At 69.4% G+C, this 20,205-nt stretch carries 15 protein-coding genes; 8 read left to right on the plus strand and 7 right to left on the minus strand.

Features of this window, described 5'->3' with window-relative positions; all coding sequences use genetic code 11:
* Positions 1 to 803: 803 nt before the first annotated feature.
* A complete protein-coding gene (locus tag OG966_RS17600) occupies positions 804 to 1,538 on the plus strand; it encodes a serine hydrolase (protein ID WP_326650625.1) in 735 nt (244 codons plus the stop codon).
* A 7-nt stretch (positions 1,539 to 1,545) separates the two neighbouring features.
* On the opposite strand, the gene OG966_RS17605 is transcribed toward OG966_RS17600, so the two are convergent.
* Positions 1,546 to 2,865 (minus strand): hypothetical protein, encoded by a 1,320-nt coding sequence (locus OG966_RS17605; protein WP_326650626.1) that lies wholly within the window; start codon positions 2,863 to 2,865, stop codon positions 1,546 to 1,548.
* Between the two features lie 329 nt (positions 2,866 to 3,194).
* Between OG966_RS17605 and OG966_RS17610 the strand changes: the two genes are divergently transcribed.
* Positions 3,195 to 3,479, plus strand: a complete 285-nt coding sequence (locus OG966_RS17610; RefSeq protein ID WP_326650627.1) for a hypothetical protein — start codon at positions 3,195 to 3,197, stop codon at positions 3,477 to 3,479.
* A gap of 35 nt (positions 3,480 to 3,514) precedes the next feature.
* On the opposite strand, the gene OG966_RS17615 is transcribed toward OG966_RS17610, so the two are convergent.
* From OG966_RS17615 to OG966_RS17625, 3 genes are all read right to left on the minus strand, one after another.
* Positions 3,515 to 4,399, minus strand: a complete 885-nt coding sequence (locus OG966_RS17615) for an adhesin (RefSeq protein ID WP_326650628.1) — start codon at positions 4,397 to 4,399, stop codon at positions 3,515 to 3,517.
* A 176-nt stretch (positions 4,400 to 4,575) separates the two neighbouring features.
* Entirely contained in the window at positions 4,576 to 6,426 is a 1,851-nt protein-coding gene (locus OG966_RS17620; RefSeq protein WP_442806720.1) for an MFS transporter, read from the minus strand.
* Positions 6,427 to 6,663: 237 nt separating this feature from the next.
* On the minus strand, positions 6,664 to 8,718 hold the full coding sequence (locus OG966_RS17625; RefSeq protein WP_326650629.1) for a D-alanyl-D-alanine carboxypeptidase family protein: 2,055 nt from the start codon (positions 8,716 to 8,718) through the stop codon (positions 6,664 to 6,666).
* A 388-nt stretch (positions 8,719 to 9,106) separates the two neighbouring features.
* On the opposite strand from OG966_RS17625, the gene OG966_RS17630 reads away from it, so the two are divergent.
* From OG966_RS17630 to OG966_RS17645, 4 genes are all read left to right on the plus strand, one after another.
* Positions 9,107 to 9,475 (plus strand): hypothetical protein, encoded by a 369-nt coding sequence (locus OG966_RS17630; RefSeq protein WP_326650630.1) that lies wholly within the window; start codon positions 9,107 to 9,109, stop codon positions 9,473 to 9,475.
* Between the two features lie 216 nt (positions 9,476 to 9,691).
* Entirely contained in the window at positions 9,692 to 10,420 is a 729-nt protein-coding gene (locus tag OG966_RS17635; RefSeq protein ID WP_326650631.1) for a GOLPH3/VPS74 family protein, read from the plus strand.
* A gap of 209 nt (positions 10,421 to 10,629) precedes the next feature.
* Positions 10,630 to 11,487 (plus strand): helix-turn-helix domain-containing protein, encoded by an 858-nt coding sequence (locus OG966_RS17640; RefSeq protein WP_326650632.1) that lies wholly within the window; start codon positions 10,630 to 10,632, stop codon positions 11,485 to 11,487.
* Between the two features lie 203 nt (positions 11,488 to 11,690).
* Positions 11,691 to 11,903 (plus strand): DUF397 domain-containing protein, encoded by a 213-nt coding sequence (locus OG966_RS17645; protein ID WP_326650633.1) that lies wholly within the window; start codon positions 11,691 to 11,693, stop codon positions 11,901 to 11,903.
* 150 nt (positions 11,904 to 12,053) lie between these two features.
* Here the strand turns inward: OG966_RS17645 and OG966_RS17650 are convergent, their stop codons facing one another.
* Positions 12,054 to 12,914, minus strand: a complete 861-nt coding sequence (locus OG966_RS17650; protein WP_326655261.1) for a hypothetical protein — start codon at positions 12,912 to 12,914, stop codon at positions 12,054 to 12,056.
* A gap of 107 nt (positions 12,915 to 13,021) precedes the next feature.
* Between OG966_RS17650 and OG966_RS17655 the strand changes: the two genes are divergently transcribed.
* Both OG966_RS17655 and OG966_RS17660 read left to right on the plus strand, forming a co-directional pair.
* Complete coding sequence (locus OG966_RS17655) at positions 13,022 to 13,804, plus strand: SDR family oxidoreductase (protein WP_326650634.1); 783 nt, start codon at positions 13,022 to 13,024, stop codon at positions 13,802 to 13,804.
* 239 nt (positions 13,805 to 14,043) lie between these two features.
* The gene (locus OG966_RS17660) at positions 14,044 to 15,633 is read left to right on the plus strand and encodes a sodium:solute symporter family protein (protein ID WP_326650635.1); all 1,590 of its coding nucleotides are present in this window, start codon (positions 14,044 to 14,046) and stop codon (positions 15,631 to 15,633) included.
* A gap of 70 nt (positions 15,634 to 15,703) precedes the next feature.
* On the opposite strand, the gene OG966_RS17665 is transcribed toward OG966_RS17660, so the two are convergent.
* Positions 15,704 to 16,819, minus strand: coding sequence for an ADP-ribosylglycohydrolase family protein (locus tag OG966_RS17665; protein ID WP_326650636.1), 1,116 nt, complete (start codon positions 16,817 to 16,819; stop codon positions 15,704 to 15,706).
* A gap of 183 nt (positions 16,820 to 17,002) precedes the next feature.
* Positions 17,003 to 20,146 carry a tetratricopeptide repeat protein gene (locus OG966_RS17670; RefSeq protein WP_326650637.1) on the minus strand — a complete coding sequence of 1,048 codons (3,144 nt, stop codon included), beginning with the start codon at positions 20,144 to 20,146 and terminating at the stop codon, positions 17,003 to 17,005.
* Between the last annotated feature and the right edge of the window lie 59 nt (positions 20,147 to 20,205).

The raw sequence follows: 20,205 nt of genomic DNA on the forward strand, positions 1-20,205 counted from the left end.
CGGAAGCCTCCATCCCGAGTCGGCCGCCCGAATCGACCAGGGAGCACGAGCCCGGCCGGGCGTCCTCCGCCGGGCACTCCGGCCGAGCGCCGCGAACGTGGCCCGCGGCACGAGCGGATAGGCGGGATGCCCGCACCAAAGGTGCCGGCCCCTGACTGTCATTGGCGTCCACAGCGGAGGTGCCGGCCGAGAGGGACAGGCCGGTCCGCTCGGTGAGCAAGTGGCGCCCGGCCGATTGCCCAATCCGGTGAAGAGGGCCCATTCGGAGGACCTGTTTCACCTTATCGGCTGCCATGGAAAAGCCTGCCTAATCCTATCGGCTGCCCCGACGGGCCAGGCCCATCCCAGGCTTGTAATGTCACGCCACAAGCGCTGCACCGAATCACCGAACAGATACTCAGCAGACCCTGCTGTGGGTGAAATCGGGTCCGGACACACTGCGGTGTCCACGCCGGCGGAACGGAAAACAGAAAGGGAAAGAGTTGCGGTTCAGCAAGATGACTTCAAAGGTAACTTCAGGAACGGTTTCCGTCACGGTCTCCGCTGCCGTCGCGATATCCGCCTCGCCCTTTACCCCCGCCCCGGCTCCGGGCCCCGCCCCCGCGGCAGCCCCCGCAGCAGCCATACACAATGAGATACGGATACCCCATGTGGCCCGGAAGATCACGTCTCAGCGGCTCAGGGGCAGATTGATCAAGATCAAGGGCGGGCCGATTGAATGCGCGTCCGAAGACCCTGAACTGGCAAGTTCCCTGACTCGAGACATAGCGAAGTCGCTGAAGAATCGCGACAGTCGAGCCTCGATGGTGCTGTACGACCGAACCACCCGTACCTCCTGTACGTACAGGGCGGACAAGCACTACGACTCCGCGAGCATAGTAAAGCCGATAATACTGGGGGCTCTGCTCCTGGCCAGACGCACCCACTTGTCCGAGGATGAGCAGGACCTGGCCAGGGAGATGATCGTGCACTCGGACAACGACGCGACGTACACCCTGTGGGACAGCCTTGGGCCCGAAAAGATCCAGAAATTCCTGGACAAGGCCGGAATGAAGAACACCACCCTTGACGAAGCAGGATTCATGGGCCTGACTCAGGTCACGGCGAGGGACCAGGCCAAACTGCTCGAGCTGCTCACCGGTAACGACAACTCGGTCCTTGACGCCGAAGAGCGCAGCTACATCCTGGACCTTATGCACGACGTACAGAAGGATCAGCGGTGGGGAACGCCCGCCGGGGCCCCATCGGACGCTGCCGTCCAGGTCAAGAACGGATGGCTGCAGCGTTCCGAGAGCGGGCTGAAGAACCCCTGGGACCGCGGAGACTGGAAAGTCAACAGCATGAGTGCGTTCACCAACCACGCCTACGACTATGGCCTCGTGGTCCTCACCGAGAACAACCGGGTGCCTGAAAGCGAGTCACCGGATGTGGGGTGGGACTACGGAATGGCCACGATCGAGGGCGTGGCGAAGGCCGTCCACCACAACCTGTACCCGGACCAGACTCCCGTGGCCGCCGGCAGCCCCGGCCGCACGTGAACCTCGCTCAGGACGTGCCGGACGCGAGGTCGCCGATCACTCCGATCCGGAAGCCCAACCACGGATAGGTGTGGTTGTAGAACACGTTGTCCTGCGGCTGCAGTCCGACCGCCGAGAGCCACAGCTGGAAGGCTTCCGCGTTGGAGATCCCGCCGTGCAATCGCCGCCAGACCCGCCCGGAATCCCGTCCGGACGGGGCATCTGTGATCGTGTCGGTCCACTCGACCGCGTTGCCGCCCTGGTCGAGAGTGCCCCATGGTGAGGTGGTCCTCGCCTGGCCGACCGTGCTGAGGCTGCCCTGGTAGATCTCGGGGTAGGTGATGGGGTCCAGGCCGATGGGGTTGACGGTGGAACAGGCCTCGGGCAGTACCGGCGCCGGGCACCAGCTCGGTGCGGGCAGTCCGGTGTCGTGGTACGAGGCCAGTGGCTGGGTCGCCGCGTTGGTGACATCGCCGGTGGTGGGGTTGAGGACGGTGGGGCTGGGGGCACTGTCGTCGCCGTCGCCGAAGACTCCTGCGTTGGTCGGGTACTTCCAGTAGGAGTAGGTGCCGCCGCCCGGATCGTAGTAGGCCGCCTTGATCCACTCGTTCTGGCTCGGCACGACGAAGCCGGCATCACGGGTTCGGGTCGCATCCGGCCGGGCAAGGTCGTACATCCCTCGCTCGGTCCTGGCCGACAGTTCGACCTGGTAAGTGACGTAGCTGAAGCCGCCGTTGCTGCCGGACCGCTTGGAGATCAGTCGACCGTTGTCGAGCGAGTTGACGAAGCGCGCCGCCTCCAGGAAGTTCGCGAAGCCGTACGGTTTGTGCGCCCACTCCGGAGAGGCCACCGAGTAGTGCCTGCCGTCGGCGGCGTCGGCGGTGAGGTTGATCTGGCCATACTTCGGCCACGCCGACGAGCTCTCGGTGTCCTCATAGAGACCAAGGCGATTGCGCCCACCGGGATCGACCGTGTTCAGGAACGCCACCCACTGCTCGACAGTGACTTCGAGCTGCCCGATCTCGTAGGGGTAGCCGACGCCGCCGACCATCAGACACCCGGTCGAGGTCGCGGGGGCTTCGGCGCAGGAGCGGTATACGGCGTCCTTGAACGGGATGATTCCCACCGAACGATTGCCGGGAGCGCCGACCTTGGCGGTGGTCACGGTGATGACCGCGCCCCCGCGGGATGTGACGCTCCCTCGGGAGGGCGGGTCGACCGCAGCGGCACTGGAGCCGGCCGTCGCGGACAGAGCGAGCAGCGCCGACACCCCACACGTCGCTGCGACGGCCCGGCCCAGGCGAGTGCGGCTGAAAGCGAAGTACATGGGCATACCCTTTTCGGCCATGCCAGCCCGCCCCTCGGCCGGGAACAGCCCGGAGCGGCCCGGTGATCACAACAACGATTGACGCCACCGTAGCTCCGCCCGCCACTCTCCGCTTCCTCATGATCACAGAATGACCCCGGACGGGTGCACCGCCCCTTCCCCCGGGGCCACGAGCGCACCACCTCCCGTCCGCGAGTGCGCCGACCTCCGCGACCGGCGTCCGCGACCGGCATCCGCGACCGGCGTCCGCGACCGGCATCCGCGACCGCACGACCGGCGTCTGGAGAATGGGCCTACGAGGTACTGCGTTCAGGGCTCCCAGACCCCGGTTCAGGCCTAGGGTCGGCCGCATGAGTCAGTACGCCACAGCGATTCAGGACGCAGCACAGGAACAGAACCACTTCGGCCCGAGCGGTCACGACATACGTCAGCCCGTCCGCGTGCACGCCGTTCACTGGCCCGATCCGGGCGGCACCGGCTGGGAAGAGGCCAGGACGATGTGCGGCCGGCCCGCGGTCGGCATGGAGAAGGCCGTGCACACGGCTCCCGATCCCACCGTCTGGCACGCACCCAGATGGGATCGGCTGAAATGCGGCATCTGCGACGAAGCCGTGCGGGCGGCCGCGCACAGCTGACGCCGACGAGTGCGACTGCGGGCCCGACTCGTCCGTCAGGCCCGGCAGTCCGCTCTCATCTGGGCCGCCGCATGGTGCGCGCCCTCGATTTCGCCGCTGCCCCAGTCCTTGCCGCGGTCCACGAGCTGCACCGTGAGCTGCTGGTTGCGGACCGGGATCTTCTCCACGATCAGGCCGCTGCCCCTCAGTGACGTCTGGTCGATCTCGAAGGACTTGATCGCACTGTCCCGGTCGTCAGGATCGGCCAGCACCGTGTACGTCGTGGGTTCGCCCCCCACATCGCGGTCGCGCTCGCTCTCGGGGATGAGGACGGACACCGAGCAGGTCGTGTATCCACTGCCCACGTACCAGGACCAGGTCGCCGTGCCCCCGCTGTCCTTGGTCGAACTGCCCGACATGGGGACTGCGGTGAAGCTGCCGTCGCAACCGTCGCCCTTGTGGCCGCCGGTGAATACCGTGTACCAGCCGTCGTCGCCGTCGCTGAAGCGGCCGCGCTCCTGATAGCTGCCGCCGCCGGTGCAACCGGGCCCCGCCCAGGCGGAGTACGCAGGGCGGCGGACGTTCTGCGGGGGCTTCGGCTTCTTCTCGCCGCGGGAACCGCCGGGGCTCGGCGACGGCGAACCCGTTGCCGACTCGGAGGGAGCGCCGGGCAGCGCCGTGGGGACGATGCGCTGCGGGGCGCCGCCGAGGCCGTCGCGACCGAAGTCGGAGTCACCGCCGGGCACGTCCGCCGCCGCCCCGGCCGGTTCCGAGTCACCCCCGTACAGCGAGACCGCCGCGACCACCAGGGCGAATGCCGTCAGCACAGCTGCGCCGACCAGCAGGATCCTTCCGGTTCGGGAGAGGAGGGAGAAACGTCCTGCCAGCGTCTCGCGCGCCACAAACGTCCCACTCGGGGCCTGGCCTCTCGAACCAGCCACTCCGCCTCCTGCGCACTCGGGGCATCTCATCCCGCGCAGCGAACCTCTGCTGTCGCCACCGCATCGTTCGCAACCCACGTCACACCTGACCCACTAGGCCAACCGCTCGGTATGTCAAGGGTGTCCACTATGCATCAGCGGACCGGGGCGAGATAGGTGTTAACGGCGGTAAGGGGTCAGCGGAGTTCGTCGGGACAGGCGGTACCGCGCGGTAGTTGGTACGGAGCCGCCAGGCGGTACAAACCGGGCGCCGGCGCCAGCAGTTCGGTCCACTCGTCGCCGTCCACGTCCTTCCCCGCCTTCAGCAGACAGCCGTTGGGATTGACGAAAGTCTTGGGCCCGTCCGCACGCGCCTTCGACTCTTCCGTCTCCTGCGGGCCCTCCACCTTCTTGCCCTGCTCGTCGACGATGCTCAGCCACGGCGAGTACGGGACCCGGATCAGCACCCGGCCCGCCGTCCTCACCTGGATCGTGAGCTCACCCGCGCCCGCGTGTTGCACGGTGGCCGGCGGGTCGGCCAGCGGCATCGGGTTCTTCACCGCGAACAGCTGCCAGTTCTCGTCGCCCCAGAGCCGCGTCAGATACGACTGGCCCGCACGCACCAGCTCAGCCTCCTGCTTCGCGCCGCTGGAGTCCGGCATCCCCTTCGGCAGCACCACATAGTGGACCGCCCAGCGGTCCAGCCAGGCCCGGTAACCGGCCGAGGTCAGCGTCTTGTCGTCGTCGTAGAAGAGCGGATTGCGCTTCATGTCCGCCTGCCGGTTCCAGCCGCGGGCCAGATTGACGTACGGAGCGAGAGCGGACGCCTCCCGGTGGCTGCTGGCCGGCACGACCTCGACCCGGCCACGCTCCGCGCTGAGCCCCTGGAGCCGGTTGACCAGCGGCGCGAGCTCACGGTTCCAGGACGCCGTCGGGGCCGTACGCACCATGTCGTCGACGCCTTTGAAGCCGATCCAGAAGTTCAGGCCCAGAAAGGCGATCACGAGCGCGTACCACTTGCGGGAGCTCGGCACGTTGTACGGCAGCGCGGCGAGCAGCACCACACCCGCGAAGAGCATCGGGAGCCGGGACACGTTCGACCCGATCTGAGAATCGATCACCCAGGTCAGCAGGGTACCGAGGCTGTAGACGGCCGCGCCGGTACGGACCGTGCGCCACTCCTTCGGCACGAGGACGAGGACGAGGACTCCGAAGAGGAACGGCAACGAGGTCGACCAGAACGACATCGGCTGCGTACCGGAGAAGGGGAACAGCCAGGCGGAGAGCGCCACGACCACGACCGGGGCGAGGCCGAGGGCGTACGCACCGGGGCGGCGCTTGTTCAGGAACAGCGCCGCCGCGACGACGCCGAGGAAGAGCCCGGCGACCGGGCTCGACGCGGTGGCAAGCCCGGCGACCGGGGCTGCGACCGCCGCCTTCGCCCAGCGTTTGTGACGCCAGCGGTGCGGCCAGCAGAAGACCGCGGCGACCGCGCCGAGCGCGAACGTCATGCCGAGACCAAAGGTCACCCGTCCCGAGAGCGCGTTGCAGAGAAACGCGAAGACCCCGGCGAGCGAGCAGGCCACTGGATTGCGCACCGCGCGGACGCGGACCAGGATCAGCGCGGTCAGGGCGGCCGAGACGGTACCGGCGATCATCATCGTCGAGCGGACACCGACCAGCGACATCAGATACGGCGAGACGACGCTGTACGAGACCGGATGCATTCCGCCGTACCAGGCGAGGTTGTACGCGGAGTCCGGGTGCCGTCCGACGAACTCGGCCCAGGCATCCTGGGCCGCGATGTCGCCGCCGCTGTTCGCCAGGAAGAAGAACCAGAGCAGATGGGCGAGCGCGGCGAGCGCCGTCGCGAGGAGCACCGGATGACGCGTGAGCCGGTCGCGGAGATCGGCCATGGGGCCGGGGTCGGCGGCGGATTCCGGGCCGAGGCCGGATCCGGAATCGGCGTGAGGGGGCAGCGGCGGGCGTATTCGCAGCCCCGTGCCGGGGCTGCTGCCGTCCGCCTGTGTCGGCTCAGCGGTGGTCACTGCGGCTCTCCCCGTCTTCCCCGGCTTTGCCGTTGTACCCCGGCCTGCCAACCTCCGACGTGCTCCATGCCGACGTTCAGTGCTGACGTCCGCGCTGACGCCCGTCCTGACTTCCGGGCCGGCGTCCGTACTGAGGTTCCATGCTCAAGGACGCTGTCCCGGCGCCCCGAAGTTGCCCCGGGACGCTAGCACGCGGGCGCCCCGGTAACCCGGGACGCCCGCGCGGCCGGCACAGCGCTAGCCGAGGCGCGTCAGCTTGTCGCCCAAACCAGGCTCCATCAGGTCCTGCTGGAGCGCGACCGGTGCGGTGACCTTGCCGGTACCGGTGCCGACCGAGACCTGACCGACGACCGCGCCCGCCTTCGCGGAGTGCGGGAGCGTCTTGCCACTGTCGCTGAGCGCGATCTCGACCTTGAGGCCGCCCCAGCCGACCGCCTTGAGGTCCTTGGTGGCGATGACGGCCGTCCGGCCGCCGAGGCCGTTGTCGACGTAACCGACGACGTCGCCCTTCTTGACGACGGTGGCGGAGGTGACGCCGGCCTGGGCAGCCTGAATCACCTTGATGCTGTAGTCGATCGCGAGGTCGAGCTTGTCGTTGAGGATGGCGGCCTTCTGGGCGCCCATCGTGATGCCGACGATGCGACGCACCTTGCCGTCGACCTCGACATTGGCGGACCAGAGGAGATTCCCGCCGGCCGGGGTGGACGAACCGGTCTTGATGCCGCCCACGCCGTCCAGCAGCAGAGCCTTGTCGTTGTTGTTCCTGATGTTCCCGTCGATGCCGGGGATCGTGGTCATCGTCGTATTGACGATGTCCCGGAACACATCGTTCTGCATGACCGCCTTGGCCAGCTTGAGCTGGTCCTGCGGAGTGGACACGGTGGTGGCCTTCAGGCCGCTGGGGTCCGTGTAGGTGCTGTTGGTCATGCCGAGGTCCTTGGCGGCGTCGTTCATCTTCTTGACGAACTCTGCCTCGGACTTCGAGTCCCAGCGGGCCAGCAGGCGCGCGGCGTTGTTGCCGGACGGGATCATGAGCAGCTGAAGCATCTGCTTCTCGGTGAACTGCTGCCCCATCGAGATCTGCGCGGTCGACTCGTCGTCGTTCTTCGACTCGTCCTCCGCCTGCTGATCGACGGTGATCTTCTGGCCGACCTCCTTGCCGGAGATCGGGTGGTCCCTGAGGATCACGTACGCGGTCATCGTCTTCGCGACGCTCGCGATCGGAGCCGGCTGCTGCGCGCCGTACGTACCGATGCTGCCGACGCCCTCGACCTCCACGGCGCCCTGGCCCTCATCCGGCCACGGCAGGCTGAGCGGGCCGCCCTTGAAGGTGAACGTCGGCTCGGCGGAGAGCGCGAGCGACGGGTTCGGGAGCGGGCGTACAGCCTGTACGACCGCAAAGACGACCAGGAGCAGCAGAACCAGCGGCGTCCAGATCTTGATCCGCCGGAAGACCGTACGGACCGGGGTCTGCGGCGGGGGCGGGGTGTTCGTCAGCTCGGCGAGCAGATCGAGCGGCGGCAGCGGCGGCATGGGCTGCTGCTTGGTCCGCTCGGCCTCGGTGAGCGAGGCGGGTGCGGACGGGGTGGCTGCGGCCGGCGCGGCTGCCTGCGACTTGACCTCGGCGGGATTCCGTACGTCGTCGGCCCGCAGGGGCACGAAGGTGCTGGAGCGCGGGACATCGGCTTTGGGCTCGGGCTTGGAGGGCTCGGCCTTGGGCTCGGGCTTGGACCTGGGCGCCGGGGGCACCTTGAGCGCGGTGGTGGGCTGATCGACGGAGGGCCGCCGGGGCGCCTTGAAAACGGCGGTAGGCTGATCGACCGCGCGCTTGGGGGCGGCCTCTCCCGCGGCTGCGTCGCTCTTTGCATCCGCAGATTCCTTGCCCTTGGCGGGCGCTGTCCGGGCAGCGTCGTCGATACGGGTGCCGGTGCCCGACGGAGTCGACTCGGCGGACTCGCTCGAACCGTCCTCGTCGGCGTCCTGCCCCGCCGCCTCGGCTTCGCCGGCAGGTGCGGGAACGGCCGCCGGCTTCGCGGCCTCTGAGCCCGGGCCTTCGGCGTCCGCAGCGTCCAGCTCCGCCGTCGCGTCCAAACCGGGCCCGTCGCCGGAGTTCTCCTCGTCGTCCCGGCCCGACGGCGCCGAAGCGGCAGCGTCGTCGGACGACGCGGGTTGCGATGTCGGCTCGGCGTCCTCGGAGACCGAGCCCCCGACACCTCCGGACTCCGGCTCCGCGGACGTACCCGAACCCGATTCGCCGTCCGGGGTCTGCCCGGCGTCCTGATCCGACGGCACCGACGCCGCAGCCTCGTGGGCAGGCTCAGGCTCAGGCGCGGACCCCGGTTCCGCGGACTCGGACGTGTCGCCGTCCCGCGACTCCGACTCCGACTCCGCGTCCGCGGCTCCACCGTCGGCCTCGGAAGCCGGCCCTTCGGCGACCGCAGGCTCCGTCCCGGCGGACGCGCCCGGACCCGTTTCGTCGCCCGAAGGCCCCTCGTCGTCCTGACCCGACGACCCCGAGACGTCGGCCTCGTCCTCCTCCGGAGACTCGGCCTCGCCGGCGGCCGCGGACTTCCGCTCCGCAGAAACGCCGGAACCCGCACGGTCGCCTGAGAGCCCCTCAGGCGCATTGCCCGGCCCCCGAGCCGGAACCTCCGCCTCCGCGGCCTCAGAGGGGGCCTCCGTGGCCGCCGGCGCACCCTCGTCGTCCGCGCTCGCCACCCACGCCGCCACCGCGGCACGCAGCCTCGCGTCGTTCTCCACCGAGCCCGACTCCGTGCCCGGCTCTCCGCTCGTCGGCGCGGACGGCTCGGCCGGCGTCCTGAAGATCGCCGTCGGCTGGTCCGTGCCCGGCTCCCCGCTCGCCGGCGCGGACGGCTCGGCCGGCGTCCTGAAGATCGCCGTCGGCTGGTCCGCCCCGGAAGCCGCAGCCCCCGGGGAGGCCTGGCGGAACACGGTAAGCCGCGGGTCACGTTCACCCGAAGTCGTCTCCCCCGACGACTTCCTCTGCTCCGACTTGTCGGGGGACTCGCCCGCCACCGTGCCTCCATGAGTCATGCGTCATGCGCCATGCGTACGTCGTGTCGGGCGCCGTGAGGCGACAGCCCGTGTTGTCCGAACCATCTACCAGTGTCCTGTCTGAGAGGACAGCCCCCGCGCAAAGACGAGAACGACATACCTGCCGGTTCCCGTACGAAGTACCCAGGCGCTCTCGACAGACCAATGTGAGAGGGGTCACCCTGTCATTCATCCACGCGGGGAGGCATGGATGGGCAGGAGCCGCAGAACACTTCCGGAAGAGCTTCTGCTGCTCGCTCTGGACCCGACCACGGGTACCACAGCGCAGCCGCAGTCGCTCGACCTCGGCCTGGCCGGAGCCCAGCTAGTAGAGCTGGCTCTGGCAGGACGGATAGCCCCAGACGGGGATCGTATCGCCGTGGTGATGCCACGGCCGACAGGAGATCCGACTTTGGACTCCGCACTGGAGTTGCTGCGCCGACGCGGCAGTCCGGTGCGGGCGGTCCACTGGATTGGCGGACCCCGACTGGGGCTCCGCCAGATTTACCTCTCGCATCTGGAGCGGTGCGGCATGGTGCATGCCGTGGCGGGCCAGATGTGCGGAGTGCTGCCGACGACTCGCTACCAAGCGACGGAGACGGCGATCAGCCGGGACATCAGGGCCCGGCTGGACAGTGCGATCCGCACCGGTGTACCGCCGGACCCGCGGACCGCGGCGCTCGCTGCGCTGGCCCACGCGGTCGGACTCGGCAAGCACCTGTACCCCGGGAACGAAGGGCGTTCCTCGAGGTCCCGTCTGCGGGATCTCATCAGGCACGACCCCATGGGCGGACTCGTGGCGCACGCCGTGATGGACGTCCAGAACGGTGTGGCCGCTCAGCCTCGCCGCAACCCCGCCGCCCCGGGCGGCAGTCGCCAGCCGGCGGCCGTATCGATGCAACCGCACCGCGGGAGCATGGACCGCGTCGCCGCGCACTAACCGCACCACAAGCCGCACCGTACACAGGCACAGCCGCCGCATCGACGTCCCCAAGACCCGGTCCGGGAGCCGCACAAGACGCGCGGGGCAGCGAAAACGCTGCCCCGCGCGTTCGCGCGTGTAGCCATTTGCCAGCGCAGCCGCGACCATTGGTGGCAATCTGCTGAGCGGTAGATACGCACAGCTACGCAGCCGGAGGTGCAGTTTCCGTGGCGTCCAACGTCAACCCCACCGTCAGGCGACGCCGTTTGGGACAGGAGCTGCGCCGGCTCCGGGAACTCAAGGGCATGACGGCTGAAGAGGTGGCGGAGCGCCTGCTCGTCTCCCAGTCGAAGATCAGCCGCCTGGAGAACGGCCGCCGTTCGATCAGCCAGCGCGATGTCCGCGATCTGTGCGGCGTGTACGAGGTCGAGGACCACCGGATCGTCGACTCGCTGATGCAGATGGCCAAGGACTCCCGCCAGCAGGGCTGGTGGCACGCCTTCGGCGACATCCCGTACAGCGTCTACATCGGCCTGGAGACCGACGCGGCGAGCCTGCGGGTCTACGAGCCCCAGGTCGTCCCGGGGCTTCTGCAGACCCGGCAGTATGCCGAGGCCCTGATCGCCGGAGCCCTGCCCGAGAGCGGGACCACCGATATCGAGAAGCGGGTCAGCGTCCGGCTGCGCCGCCAGGAGAGGATCAACGAGGCCGAGCATCCGCTGCGCCTGTGGGTGGTGGTCGACGAGGCCGCGCTGCGCCGTCTCGTCGGCGACAAGCAGCTGATGCGCGAGCAGCTCGAGTATCTGGTGGAGCTGTCCCAGCTGCCGCATGTCACCGTGCAGGTGCTGCCCTTCGAGATGGGCGCCCATCCTGGCATCAACGGCCAGTACGCGATCCTCGAGTTCCCCGACGCCTCCGACTCGAGCGTCGTCTATATCGAGGGCGTGACCAGCGACTTGTATCTGGAGAAGGCCAACGACGTACAGAAGTACAGCGTCATGTACGAGCATCTGCGCGCGCAGGCCCTGAATGTGGATCAGACCCGGCAGTTCATCGCGGACATCGCCAAGGACTACGCCCGCTGAGCTTCCTGAACGGCTTCGCGAGGCGCTTCGGCGGCGAGGGGGACCGTACGGTACACCCCGCCACCTCGCGGCGGAAGAGTCCCATGGGATATGCCATCCGGTCGAGTGAATGGCCGCCTCGCACGCCCACCGTGGCGAGTAGCGTCGATCACGCCAGCAAGAACGTTGGCGCGAATCACACCACTTGCTGAAGCGGAGCAAACATGGGAATCACTCAGGGCGCCACGGAGACCTGGACGAAGTCCTCGTACTCCACGGGAAACGGCGCATGCGTAGAGGTCAAGTCCCCCGTTGTGCAGGCGATTGCCGTGCGGGACTCCAAGGTGCCCGCCGGCCCGACGATCACCTTCGTCCCCGAATCCTGGACCGCGTTCGTGAACGAAGTGGGCCAGGGCGCGTTCAATCTCGGCCGATAGCCGCGCCGAGGCGCACGCCGAGCAGGACAACACACCACAAAGCACTACAGACATGAGCCCTCTCGACTGGTCCGCCGTCCCGGCCGAGGGGGCTCGGCCATGCGCCACGGCGCGATTGCCCCACCGCGCGATTGCCTCAGCCCGGCTGCCTCAGCGCAGTTGATCGACATAGCGGTCGGTACCCGGGACCGTCGGTATGAACGGCGCCACCAACTCCACACGCCCCAGTCCCGATTCGGCGACCGCCGCGTCGAGACCGGCGAACGCCGACTCCCAGCGCTCCCTCGGGTCCTCCTCGAGGAACCACAGCAGCGTCAGCCGGGTGTCCACGCCCTCCACCTGCTTCACATAGGTCATCCGGTCGCCCGGCAGCGGCGTCGGCCGGAAGACGGTCACCATCGCCGCGGGAGAGCCCGCCAGCCGCTTCGGCAGATGCCTGGCACGCAGCCACTCCAGCAGCTCCACCCGCCGCTCGGGCCCGTCCGCGTCGATCACCTCGACCACCAGTCCGGCGTACGGGTGGTCCAGCGCGTGATAGTCGCGCGGCCCCGCCGCCCCGTCCCGGTAGACGGTCGCCTCATGGTCCTGGAAGGCCGTGAAGACATGCGTACGGTCCTGATGGACCCGCCCGTCGCGGTTCAGCCGCTTGTTGATGCCCACGGTCCACTTCATATGGTCCGCGTAGCGGCCGTCGGTGATCCAGTACGTGGAGATGTAGCAGCCCGCGGTGACCGGCTGGGCCACCGCCGATTTCTCCGGGTAGCGCAGCCGCTGGAGCTCCCTGGTGGCGACCCAGCGCCGGCCGGCGTACATCCAGGGCATCGCCATCGCGCCCGCGTAGTAGTGGTCGTCCTCGTACCAGCGGTTGTACGCGTACTCATGGCCGGGATGCGGTTCGACCATGGTGATCAGGGCGTGGCCGGGACGTACCCCGTACGGGCCGACGCCCGCCAGTTCCGCGTACACCTCGCTGCGCGTGCCTTCGTCGCGCGTGCCTTCGTCGCGCGTGATTTCGCCGCGCGTGTCTTCGCTCACGATGTCCGCTCCCCTTCCTTCCGCCGACGCAGGGACCTACTCTGACGCCCCGTCAGGAGAACTGCCATAGCCGGGAGGCCTTGATGTTGCTCAAGGGGAAGACCGTCATCGTCTCCGGGGTCGGCGCCGGTCTCGGCCATCAGATCGCCGCGACCGTCGTACGGGACGGAGGCAATGCGGTCCTCGGCGCACGCACCGGGGCGAACCTCGTGAAGTCGGCCGAGGAGATCGATCCCGGCGGCACGCACACCGCGTACCGCGCCACCGACATCACCGACGAGGCGCAGTGCGACACGCTCGCGGCCCTCGCCGTCGAGCGCTTCGGGCGGATCGACGCGGTCGTCCATGTCGCCGCCTGGGACAGCTGCTTCGGCGGCCTGGCGGACGCGGACTTCGAGACCTGGCACGGAGTCATCGACGTGAACCTGCTGGGCACACTGCGGATGACCCGCGCCTGCCTGCCGGCACTGAAGGAGCGCGGCGGCTCGGTCGTCATCATCGGTACGCAGTCGTCGGTGGCGGCGCCCACACAGGTGTGGCAAGCGGCGTACGCGGCGTCCAAGGGTGCTCTCACTTCGGCGATGTACTCGATGGCGCGCGAGCTGGGCCCGGACCGGATCCGCGTGAACACGGTGCTGCCGGGCTGGATGTGGGGGCCGCCGGTGCAGGCATACGTCCAGTTCACGGCACACACCGAAGGGGTGCCGGAGCCCGAGGTGCTCGGGCGGCTCACCGAGCGGATGGCGCTGCCCGAACTGGCCACGGACAGGGACGTGGCGGAGGCCGCGGCCTTCCTCGCCTCGGACCGGGCCAGGGCGATCACGGGCCAGTCGCTTCTGGTCAACGCGGGTGAGCTGATGCGCTGACGCCGCGGCAGCGGCCGTCGGCGCTCAACCCCCTTTCCCTCCGGTGCCCTTCGACCGGCCGCACGGACAGATCACCGCCGTGCGGCCTTTCTGCACCCATCCGCCCGAGTCATGGATATGAACAGAAGTCATTAACTCGAACAATTTTACTTGCCCTTGACTCATCGGGTCGTTGTCGTGGGCGCGCTCATGGACAGACCATGAACGGCGTTCACAAGGCGGACCCCAGGAGGGGGCACATGAACAGTCTCGACTGGACCGTGCTCATCGGCTACTTCGGTGTGATGGTCGCGATCGGACTCTGGTCGCACAAGCGCGTTGACAATGTCAGCGACTTCTTCACCGCCGGCGGCAGGATGCCGTGGTGGCTCTCGGGCATCTCGCACCACATGTCCGGCTACAGCGCGGTGATGTTCACCGGCTATGCGGGCATCGCCTACAAGTACGGTGTCACGTCCTTCGTGACCTGGTCCCTCCCGATCGCCATCGGTATCTCCATCGGCGCCAAACTCTTCGCACCGCGCCTGAACCGGCTGCGTTCGAAGCTCCATGTCGCCTCGCCGCTCGAATATCTGAAGAACCGGTACAACCTGAAGACGCAGCAGGCCCTGGCCTGGTCCGGGCTGCTGCTGAAGATCGTGGACGTCGGCGCCAAGTGGGCCGCCATCGCCACCCTGCTCTCCGTCTTCACCGGTATCTCGCTCAACCAGGGCATCCTGATCACCGGCATCATCACCGGCATCTACTGCACGATCGGCGGACTGTGGGCCGACGCGCTGACCGAGCTGGGGCAGTTCATCATCCAGCTGCTGGCCGGTCTCGCGATGCTCATCGCGGTCCTGGGCAAGCTCGACGGCTTCAGCACACTGTGGACCGTCTGGGACAAGCCCGAGCTGCAGGGGCACGCCGACGCGACCGCCGGACCGTACACGGTCACGTTCCTGCTGGCGTTCCTCTTCATCAAGACCTTCGAGTACAACGGCGGCATGTGGAACCAGGCGCAGCGCTACATGGCGACCGCCAACGCCCGCGAGGCCACCCGCTCGGCGCGGCTCTCCGCCATCCTGTGGTTCGTCTGGCCGCTGGTGCTCTTCTTCCCGATGTGGTGCGCGCCGCTGCTCATCGAGGCGAAGAAGCCGGACGCCTCCGACTCGTACGCGCTGATGACCGAGCAGCTGCTGCCGCACGGTCTGCTGGGCCTGGTCATCGTCGGCTTCTTCTCCCACACCATGGCGATGTGCTCCTCCGACGCCAACGCCATCGCCGCGGTCTTCACCCGGGACATCGCACCGGTGCTCTCCAAGAAGGCCAGGAGCTGGTCGGAGCGGGCAGGGCTGATCGCGGCGCGGCTGTCGACGATCTCCTTCCTGGCACTGTCGATGGCCATCGCGACCCAGGTCAACTCGCCCACGTTCAAGGACATCATCACCATCGTGATCAAGTGGGTGGCGGGGCTGATGGGCCCGATCGCGATTCCGTTCATGCTGGGCCTGCTGCGTCCGTTCCGTAAGTCCGGACCGACCGCGGCGCTCACCAGCTGGGCGGCCGGCCTGATCGCCTTCTTCTTCCTCAACTACGAGATCGACGGCACGGCCAGGACCGATGTGGCCCTGCAGTACCAGGTCTCCGTACCGCTCGCGATCTCGCTGGTGCTCTACATCGCGATCGGCTTCCTCAAGCCGGAGGACACCCCCGAGCGGGACGCGGTCATCGCCCGGATCAACACGGACGACGACGGTCCGGACGCGGCGCTCGCCGACGCGACCGTGCCGGCGCCGGCCGAGCCCGCCGACGCGAAGGTGCTGGGCCGCGAGGGCGCGGACGGCTGACCTACACCAGGTACGCCGGTGGGCCCGGCTCCCATGAGGGGGTGAGCCGGGGCCACCCGCCTAGCGAGGATCAGGTTCGCGGGTAGCGGGCCAGCCAGCCGGGTGCGGTCACGGTGGGGCCGTGCAGGGCCGGGCCCTGCGTCATCTCCATCGCGAAGTCGTCGGCGAGCTCCAGGATGGTGGAGCGGCCCTCCAGCTCGGAGAGCCAGGCGGGCGGCAGCGCGGTCTCGCCGTGCAGCGCGCCGAGCAGTGAGCCGGTCAGCGCGCCGGTGGTCTCCGAAGGACCGTCGTGGTTCACGGCCAGGCGCAGGCCGTGCCGGATGTCCTCGCCGACAAGCGCGCAGTAGACGGCGATGGCCAGGGCGTCCTCGGCATTGTGCCCCTCGCCGATGGAGGCGATCCTGGCCGGACTCGGTATGCCCTGGCGTACGGCGCCGAGCGCGTGCTTGAGGCCGTCCGTGACGGGCTGGTGGCCGGGACGTGAGGCCAGCTGGGCCAGGGCGCGCTGCACGGAGCCGTCGAGGGTCTCGCCGCGGGCCAGACCGTGCACGATGACGGCGAGCGCGCCGGCGGAGAGATACGCGGTCGGATGGCCGTGGGTCTGGGCCGCGCACTCCACGGCCAGCTGGCACACCAGCTGCGGCTCCCAGCCGACGAGCAGCCCGAACGGCGCGGAGCGCACCAGTGCGCCGGCGTCGCGCGCGGAGGGGTTCTTGGGTACCTCGAGGGTGCCCATGTTCTCGTCGCCGAGCCCGGTGAGACAGGCCGTCGCGGGTTCGCGGCGGGTGTAGAGCCACTCCTCGCGGGCGAGCCAGCCATTGTCCTTGCGGCGCTCGTCGGGGCCCCAGTCGCGCTGGGTGGCCGCCCATCTCAGATACGCGCGGTGCACATCGGTGGGCGGGTGCCAGGCGCCGGTGTCGCGACGCACCTGGGCGCGTATCAGCCCGTCCACGGTGAAGAGAGTCAGCTGGGTGGCGGAGGTGACGGCACCGCGGCGGCCGTGGGCGGGCACGAAGTCGCTGACGGCCTCCGGGCCGTGGGCCTCGCGCATCTCCTCGATGGTGAGCGCGGAGACTGCCGCGCCGAGCGCGTCGCCGATGGCGCCGCCGAGCAGGGCCCCGCGCACCCGCGCACGGAAATCCTGCTGCTCGGCACGGCCCCAGACGGCTGTGGCTGCTGCGCTCACCGCGCGTCCTCCCCGGACTCCCGAACCTCGAACGTATGCCTGGCGCAGCACTGTAATCGACCGGGAACGATCGCTTCGGACGCCCGATCGGGATCGAGCCGGTATGTGGACAGAAGGGCTTCTGGTCTGTTTTGACCCCTTGGTCGGTGGGCGTCACCGCATCGACCGGTGGATGTCACCGCATCAGTCGGTGGGTGTCACCGCATCCTGCGTCCCGATGAGGCCGCGCAGCGGCGGCTCGAGCCCGGCGGTGTCCCCGCCCAGCTCCCGGTACCGCTCGAGATCGGCGAGGGCCTGCTGCGGCCTTCCGGTGACCAACTCCACCGCCGCCCGGCGCGGGTATGCCCAGCTGTACGCGGGGTCGAGCGCGATCGCCCGGTCCAGCTCCGTCCGCGCCTCCTCGTACCGCTCCAGGTCCTGGAGGGTCGCGCCGCGCTCGGCGGCGATCCATGCCTTGTCCGGCTGGAGTTCCGCCGCCCGCGCCAGGTCCGCCAGCGCCTGGTCGAACCGGCCGAGCCCGCGCAGTGCCTGGCCACGGCTTCCGATGACCCAGCCGTCGTCGGGAGTCAGCACGGCCGCGCGGTCGTAGTCGGCGATCGCCTCCTCGTACCGCGCCGCGCGCCGGTGTGCCTCCCCGCGCAGTGTGAGATGGACCGCGTGGTCCGGCGCGAGAAAGACCGCCCTGTCGAGGTCGGCGAGTTCACCGTCGAGATCTCCGAGCGCCCGCCGCACCCCGGCGCGTACCGACAGCGCGAAGGTCTCGTCGGGATCCAGCTCCAGCGCGCGGTCCAGGTCCGCCAGGGCCTTCTCGTAGCGGTGCAGCCGCTCGTGGGCCCGGCCCCGACCGACTTGGGCGTAGGCGTAGTCCGGGGCGATTGCGAGGGCCTGGTCGTAGTCCGCGACCGCCTCCTCGTACCGCGCCGCCAGCTGGTGCGCGTAGCCCCGCTGTGCCAGCGCCCACTCCTTGAACCGCGCGCTCGCGACCGCCCGGTCCAGGGCCGCGAACTCCCCTGCGCTGTCGCCGCGTTCCCGGTGGATCTCAGCCAGCCTGATCAGCGCCCACACATACTCCGGAGTCAGCTCCACCGCACGACCCAGGTCCGCCAGCGCCTCCTCGGTCCTGCCCAGCGCCTGTTTGGCCATGGCGCGGCTGCCCAGCGCCCAGGAGTAGGCCGGGTCGAGCGCGAACGCCCGGTCGAACTCCGCGACCGCCTCCTCGAACCGCCCGTCGTGCCGCAGGATCTCGCCGCGCTCGCCGACGATCCACGGATTGTCCGGATCGAGTACCCCGGCCCGGTCGATGTCCGCGAGCGCTCCTTCGGAGTCCGCGAGCGCCCGCCGCACCTGCGCCCGCCGCACCAGCGACCACACATGACCGGGCTTGATGCCGAGGGCCCGGTCCAGATCCGCCAGCGCCTCCTCGTTGCGCCCCGTCGCGTGCCTGGCCAGGGCGCGGCTGGAGAGCGACCAGGTGTCGTCGGGGTCGAGCGCGAGCGCCCGGTCGAACTCGGCGACGGCGTCCTCGGACCGCCCCATGAGGCGGTAGGTCTCGCCCCGCCCGTAGTACGCCCGCCGGCACTGCCCGTCCAGGGTGATCGCCTGCCGGTAGTCGCGGAGCGCCTCGTCGTAGCTGCCGGTGTTGCGGTGGTCCCGTGCCCGGATGACCAGGGCCGCCACCCGCCCCTCGTCGTCCGGTTCGCCCCGGTCCAGCAGCAGCCCCAGCACCGCCGTACTCAGGTGCTGTTCGTCCTCGAGCGCGGCCAGGCAGTCCCTGCCCCAGGTGCGCAGTACGTCGCTGTCGCCGTCGCCGCCCGCGTCCTCGACAGTCTGCGCCCAGCGGCGGGCCACCACCGTCCCCGCGTCGCAGGCGTCGATCCCGTCCCGCAGCACCACCGGCAGCGCCGTCCGCGGCTGCGCACACAGCAGGTGGTAGGTCTCCTCCAGCTTCAGCTCGCGCCAGGCGTCCTGCCGCCAGCGCTCGTCCGGCTCCAGCCCCTCCCCCGCGGCCGCCCGCCATCCGGCGAACGCCCGCGCCAGCCGGGTGTGGCCGGTGCGCCAGCGCTGAGGTGAGCTGTTGCGCTGAAGCCGCAGCATCGGCTCCCGTACGACGTCGTGGTACTGGGCCCGGCCGCCGCGGTCGCTCACGAACGGCATCTCGCGCAGCCAGCCGAAGAGTCCCGCCGCCGCCTCTTCGGATTCGACGTCGACGGCCGCCCGGAAGACGTCCTCGTTCAGGCGGCGCGGCAGTGCGCCCTCCAGCGCCGCGGACCTGCGGACCGGATCGCTCTCCCACTTCAGGAAACGTTCCACGGCGGTGGCGCTGGGGTCGTCCACGCGGCCGGGGCTTCCGGCGTGCTCGGCGAGGCCGGCAGCGAGCGTCGAGACCAGGACCGGCAGCCGTCCGGAGAGCATCAGCACCTCTCGTACGACCTTCTCGTCCTGTACGCCCTTGGCGGTGAGGAGCTGTCGGGCCTCGGACTCGGTGAAGGGTGCGAGCGGGAGTTCCGTCACGAAGTCGACGCAGTCGGCCCAGCAGTTGGGGTCGAGCGGCCGCTGCCCGGCTGTCGTGAAGACGACCTGGGCGGGCAGCGAGCCGTACCGGTCGGTGGTCATCAGATCGCGCAGCCAGGTGTCGAGGAACGGCCCGGTGCGTTCGTACGTGTCGAAGAAGAGCGTGATCCACGGGACGTCGGCCGCCACCCGTTTCAGCTCGGTGACCAGGACGGGGGTGAGTGCCTTGAGCGGTTCGAGGACCAGCTGTACGTCCTCCTGCTTGCCGAAGCGCGCGCTGAGGGCGGCTCGTAAGTGATCTGCGCCCCGGGCCAGTTGGGCGGGATCGACGGCTCCGGCGAACGCGCCGACGCCCGGCACCGTGCCCAGCGCGACCAGGCCCGCCCGGGCCGACGCCATGCTGCCCGCGGAGGGCGGCTGCGGCTGACCGTCAGGCACCCCGGTGGACAGGGCCTCCGCCTCGTAGCGCCGCTGGCGGTAGGTCGCGAGGAGCCGGTCCAGCGCCTTCAGCTCATGGCCCTGCTGGGCGAATTGGGTACTGATGGCAGCCAGCGCCTCCGGCACGCTGTTCACGGACTCGTCCATGGTCGCGGTGAGCGCGCGGCGCTCGCGCGCCGTCTCCACCAGTTCGCGCACGAGGGAGGACTTGCCGACGCCCGCGTTGCCGTGGATGTGGAAGATGAACCGGTGCCGGACGTCCAGCGGCGAGACGTCGAAGTTCTCCCGGAACAGCGCGATCTCACCGCGGCGTCCCACGAATCCCGCGCGCCTGCGGATCTTGATCAGCTCGTGCATCGACGGGCGTGCCGAACTCATGATCCCCCTCCGGTCGGTCCCCCTCCAAGGTCCGGGACCAGTCTGTCAGTCCATCGCAC

The organism is Streptomyces sp. NBC_01750 (assembly GCF_035918095.1).
GTDB lineage: Bacteria > Actinomycetota > Actinomycetes > Streptomycetales > Streptomycetaceae > Streptomyces.

What these genes read in the sequence shown, in the direction of transcription:
- OG966_RS17670 (WP_326650637.1), bottom strand. Translation starts at nt 20,146, where the DNA reads ATGAGTTCGGCACGCCCGTCGATGCACGAGCTGATCAAGATCCGCAGG.
- OG966_RS17635 (WP_326650631.1), top strand. Translation starts at nt 9,692, where the DNA reads ATGGGCAGGAGCCGCAGAACACTTCCGGAAGAGCTTCTGCTGCTCGCT.
- OG966_RS17605 (WP_326650626.1), bottom strand. Translation starts at nt 2,865, where the DNA reads ATGGCCGAAAAGGGTATGCCCATGTACTTCGCTTTCAGCCGCACTCGC.
- OG966_RS17660 (WP_326650635.1), top strand. Translation starts at nt 14,044, where the DNA reads ATGAACAGTCTCGACTGGACCGTGCTCATCGGCTACTTCGGTGTGATG.
- OG966_RS17655 (WP_326650634.1), top strand. Translation starts at nt 13,022, where the DNA reads ATGTTGCTCAAGGGGAAGACCGTCATCGTCTCCGGGGTCGGCGCCGGT.
- OG966_RS17600 (WP_326650625.1), top strand. Translation starts at nt 804, where the DNA reads ATGGTGCTGTACGACCGAACCACCCGTACCTCCTGTACGTACAGGGCG.
- OG966_RS17645 (WP_326650633.1), top strand. Translation starts at nt 11,691, where the DNA reads ATGGGAATCACTCAGGGCGCCACGGAGACCTGGACGAAGTCCTCGTAC.
- OG966_RS17610 (WP_326650627.1), top strand. Translation starts at nt 3,195, where the DNA reads ATGAGTCAGTACGCCACAGCGATTCAGGACGCAGCACAGGAACAGAAC.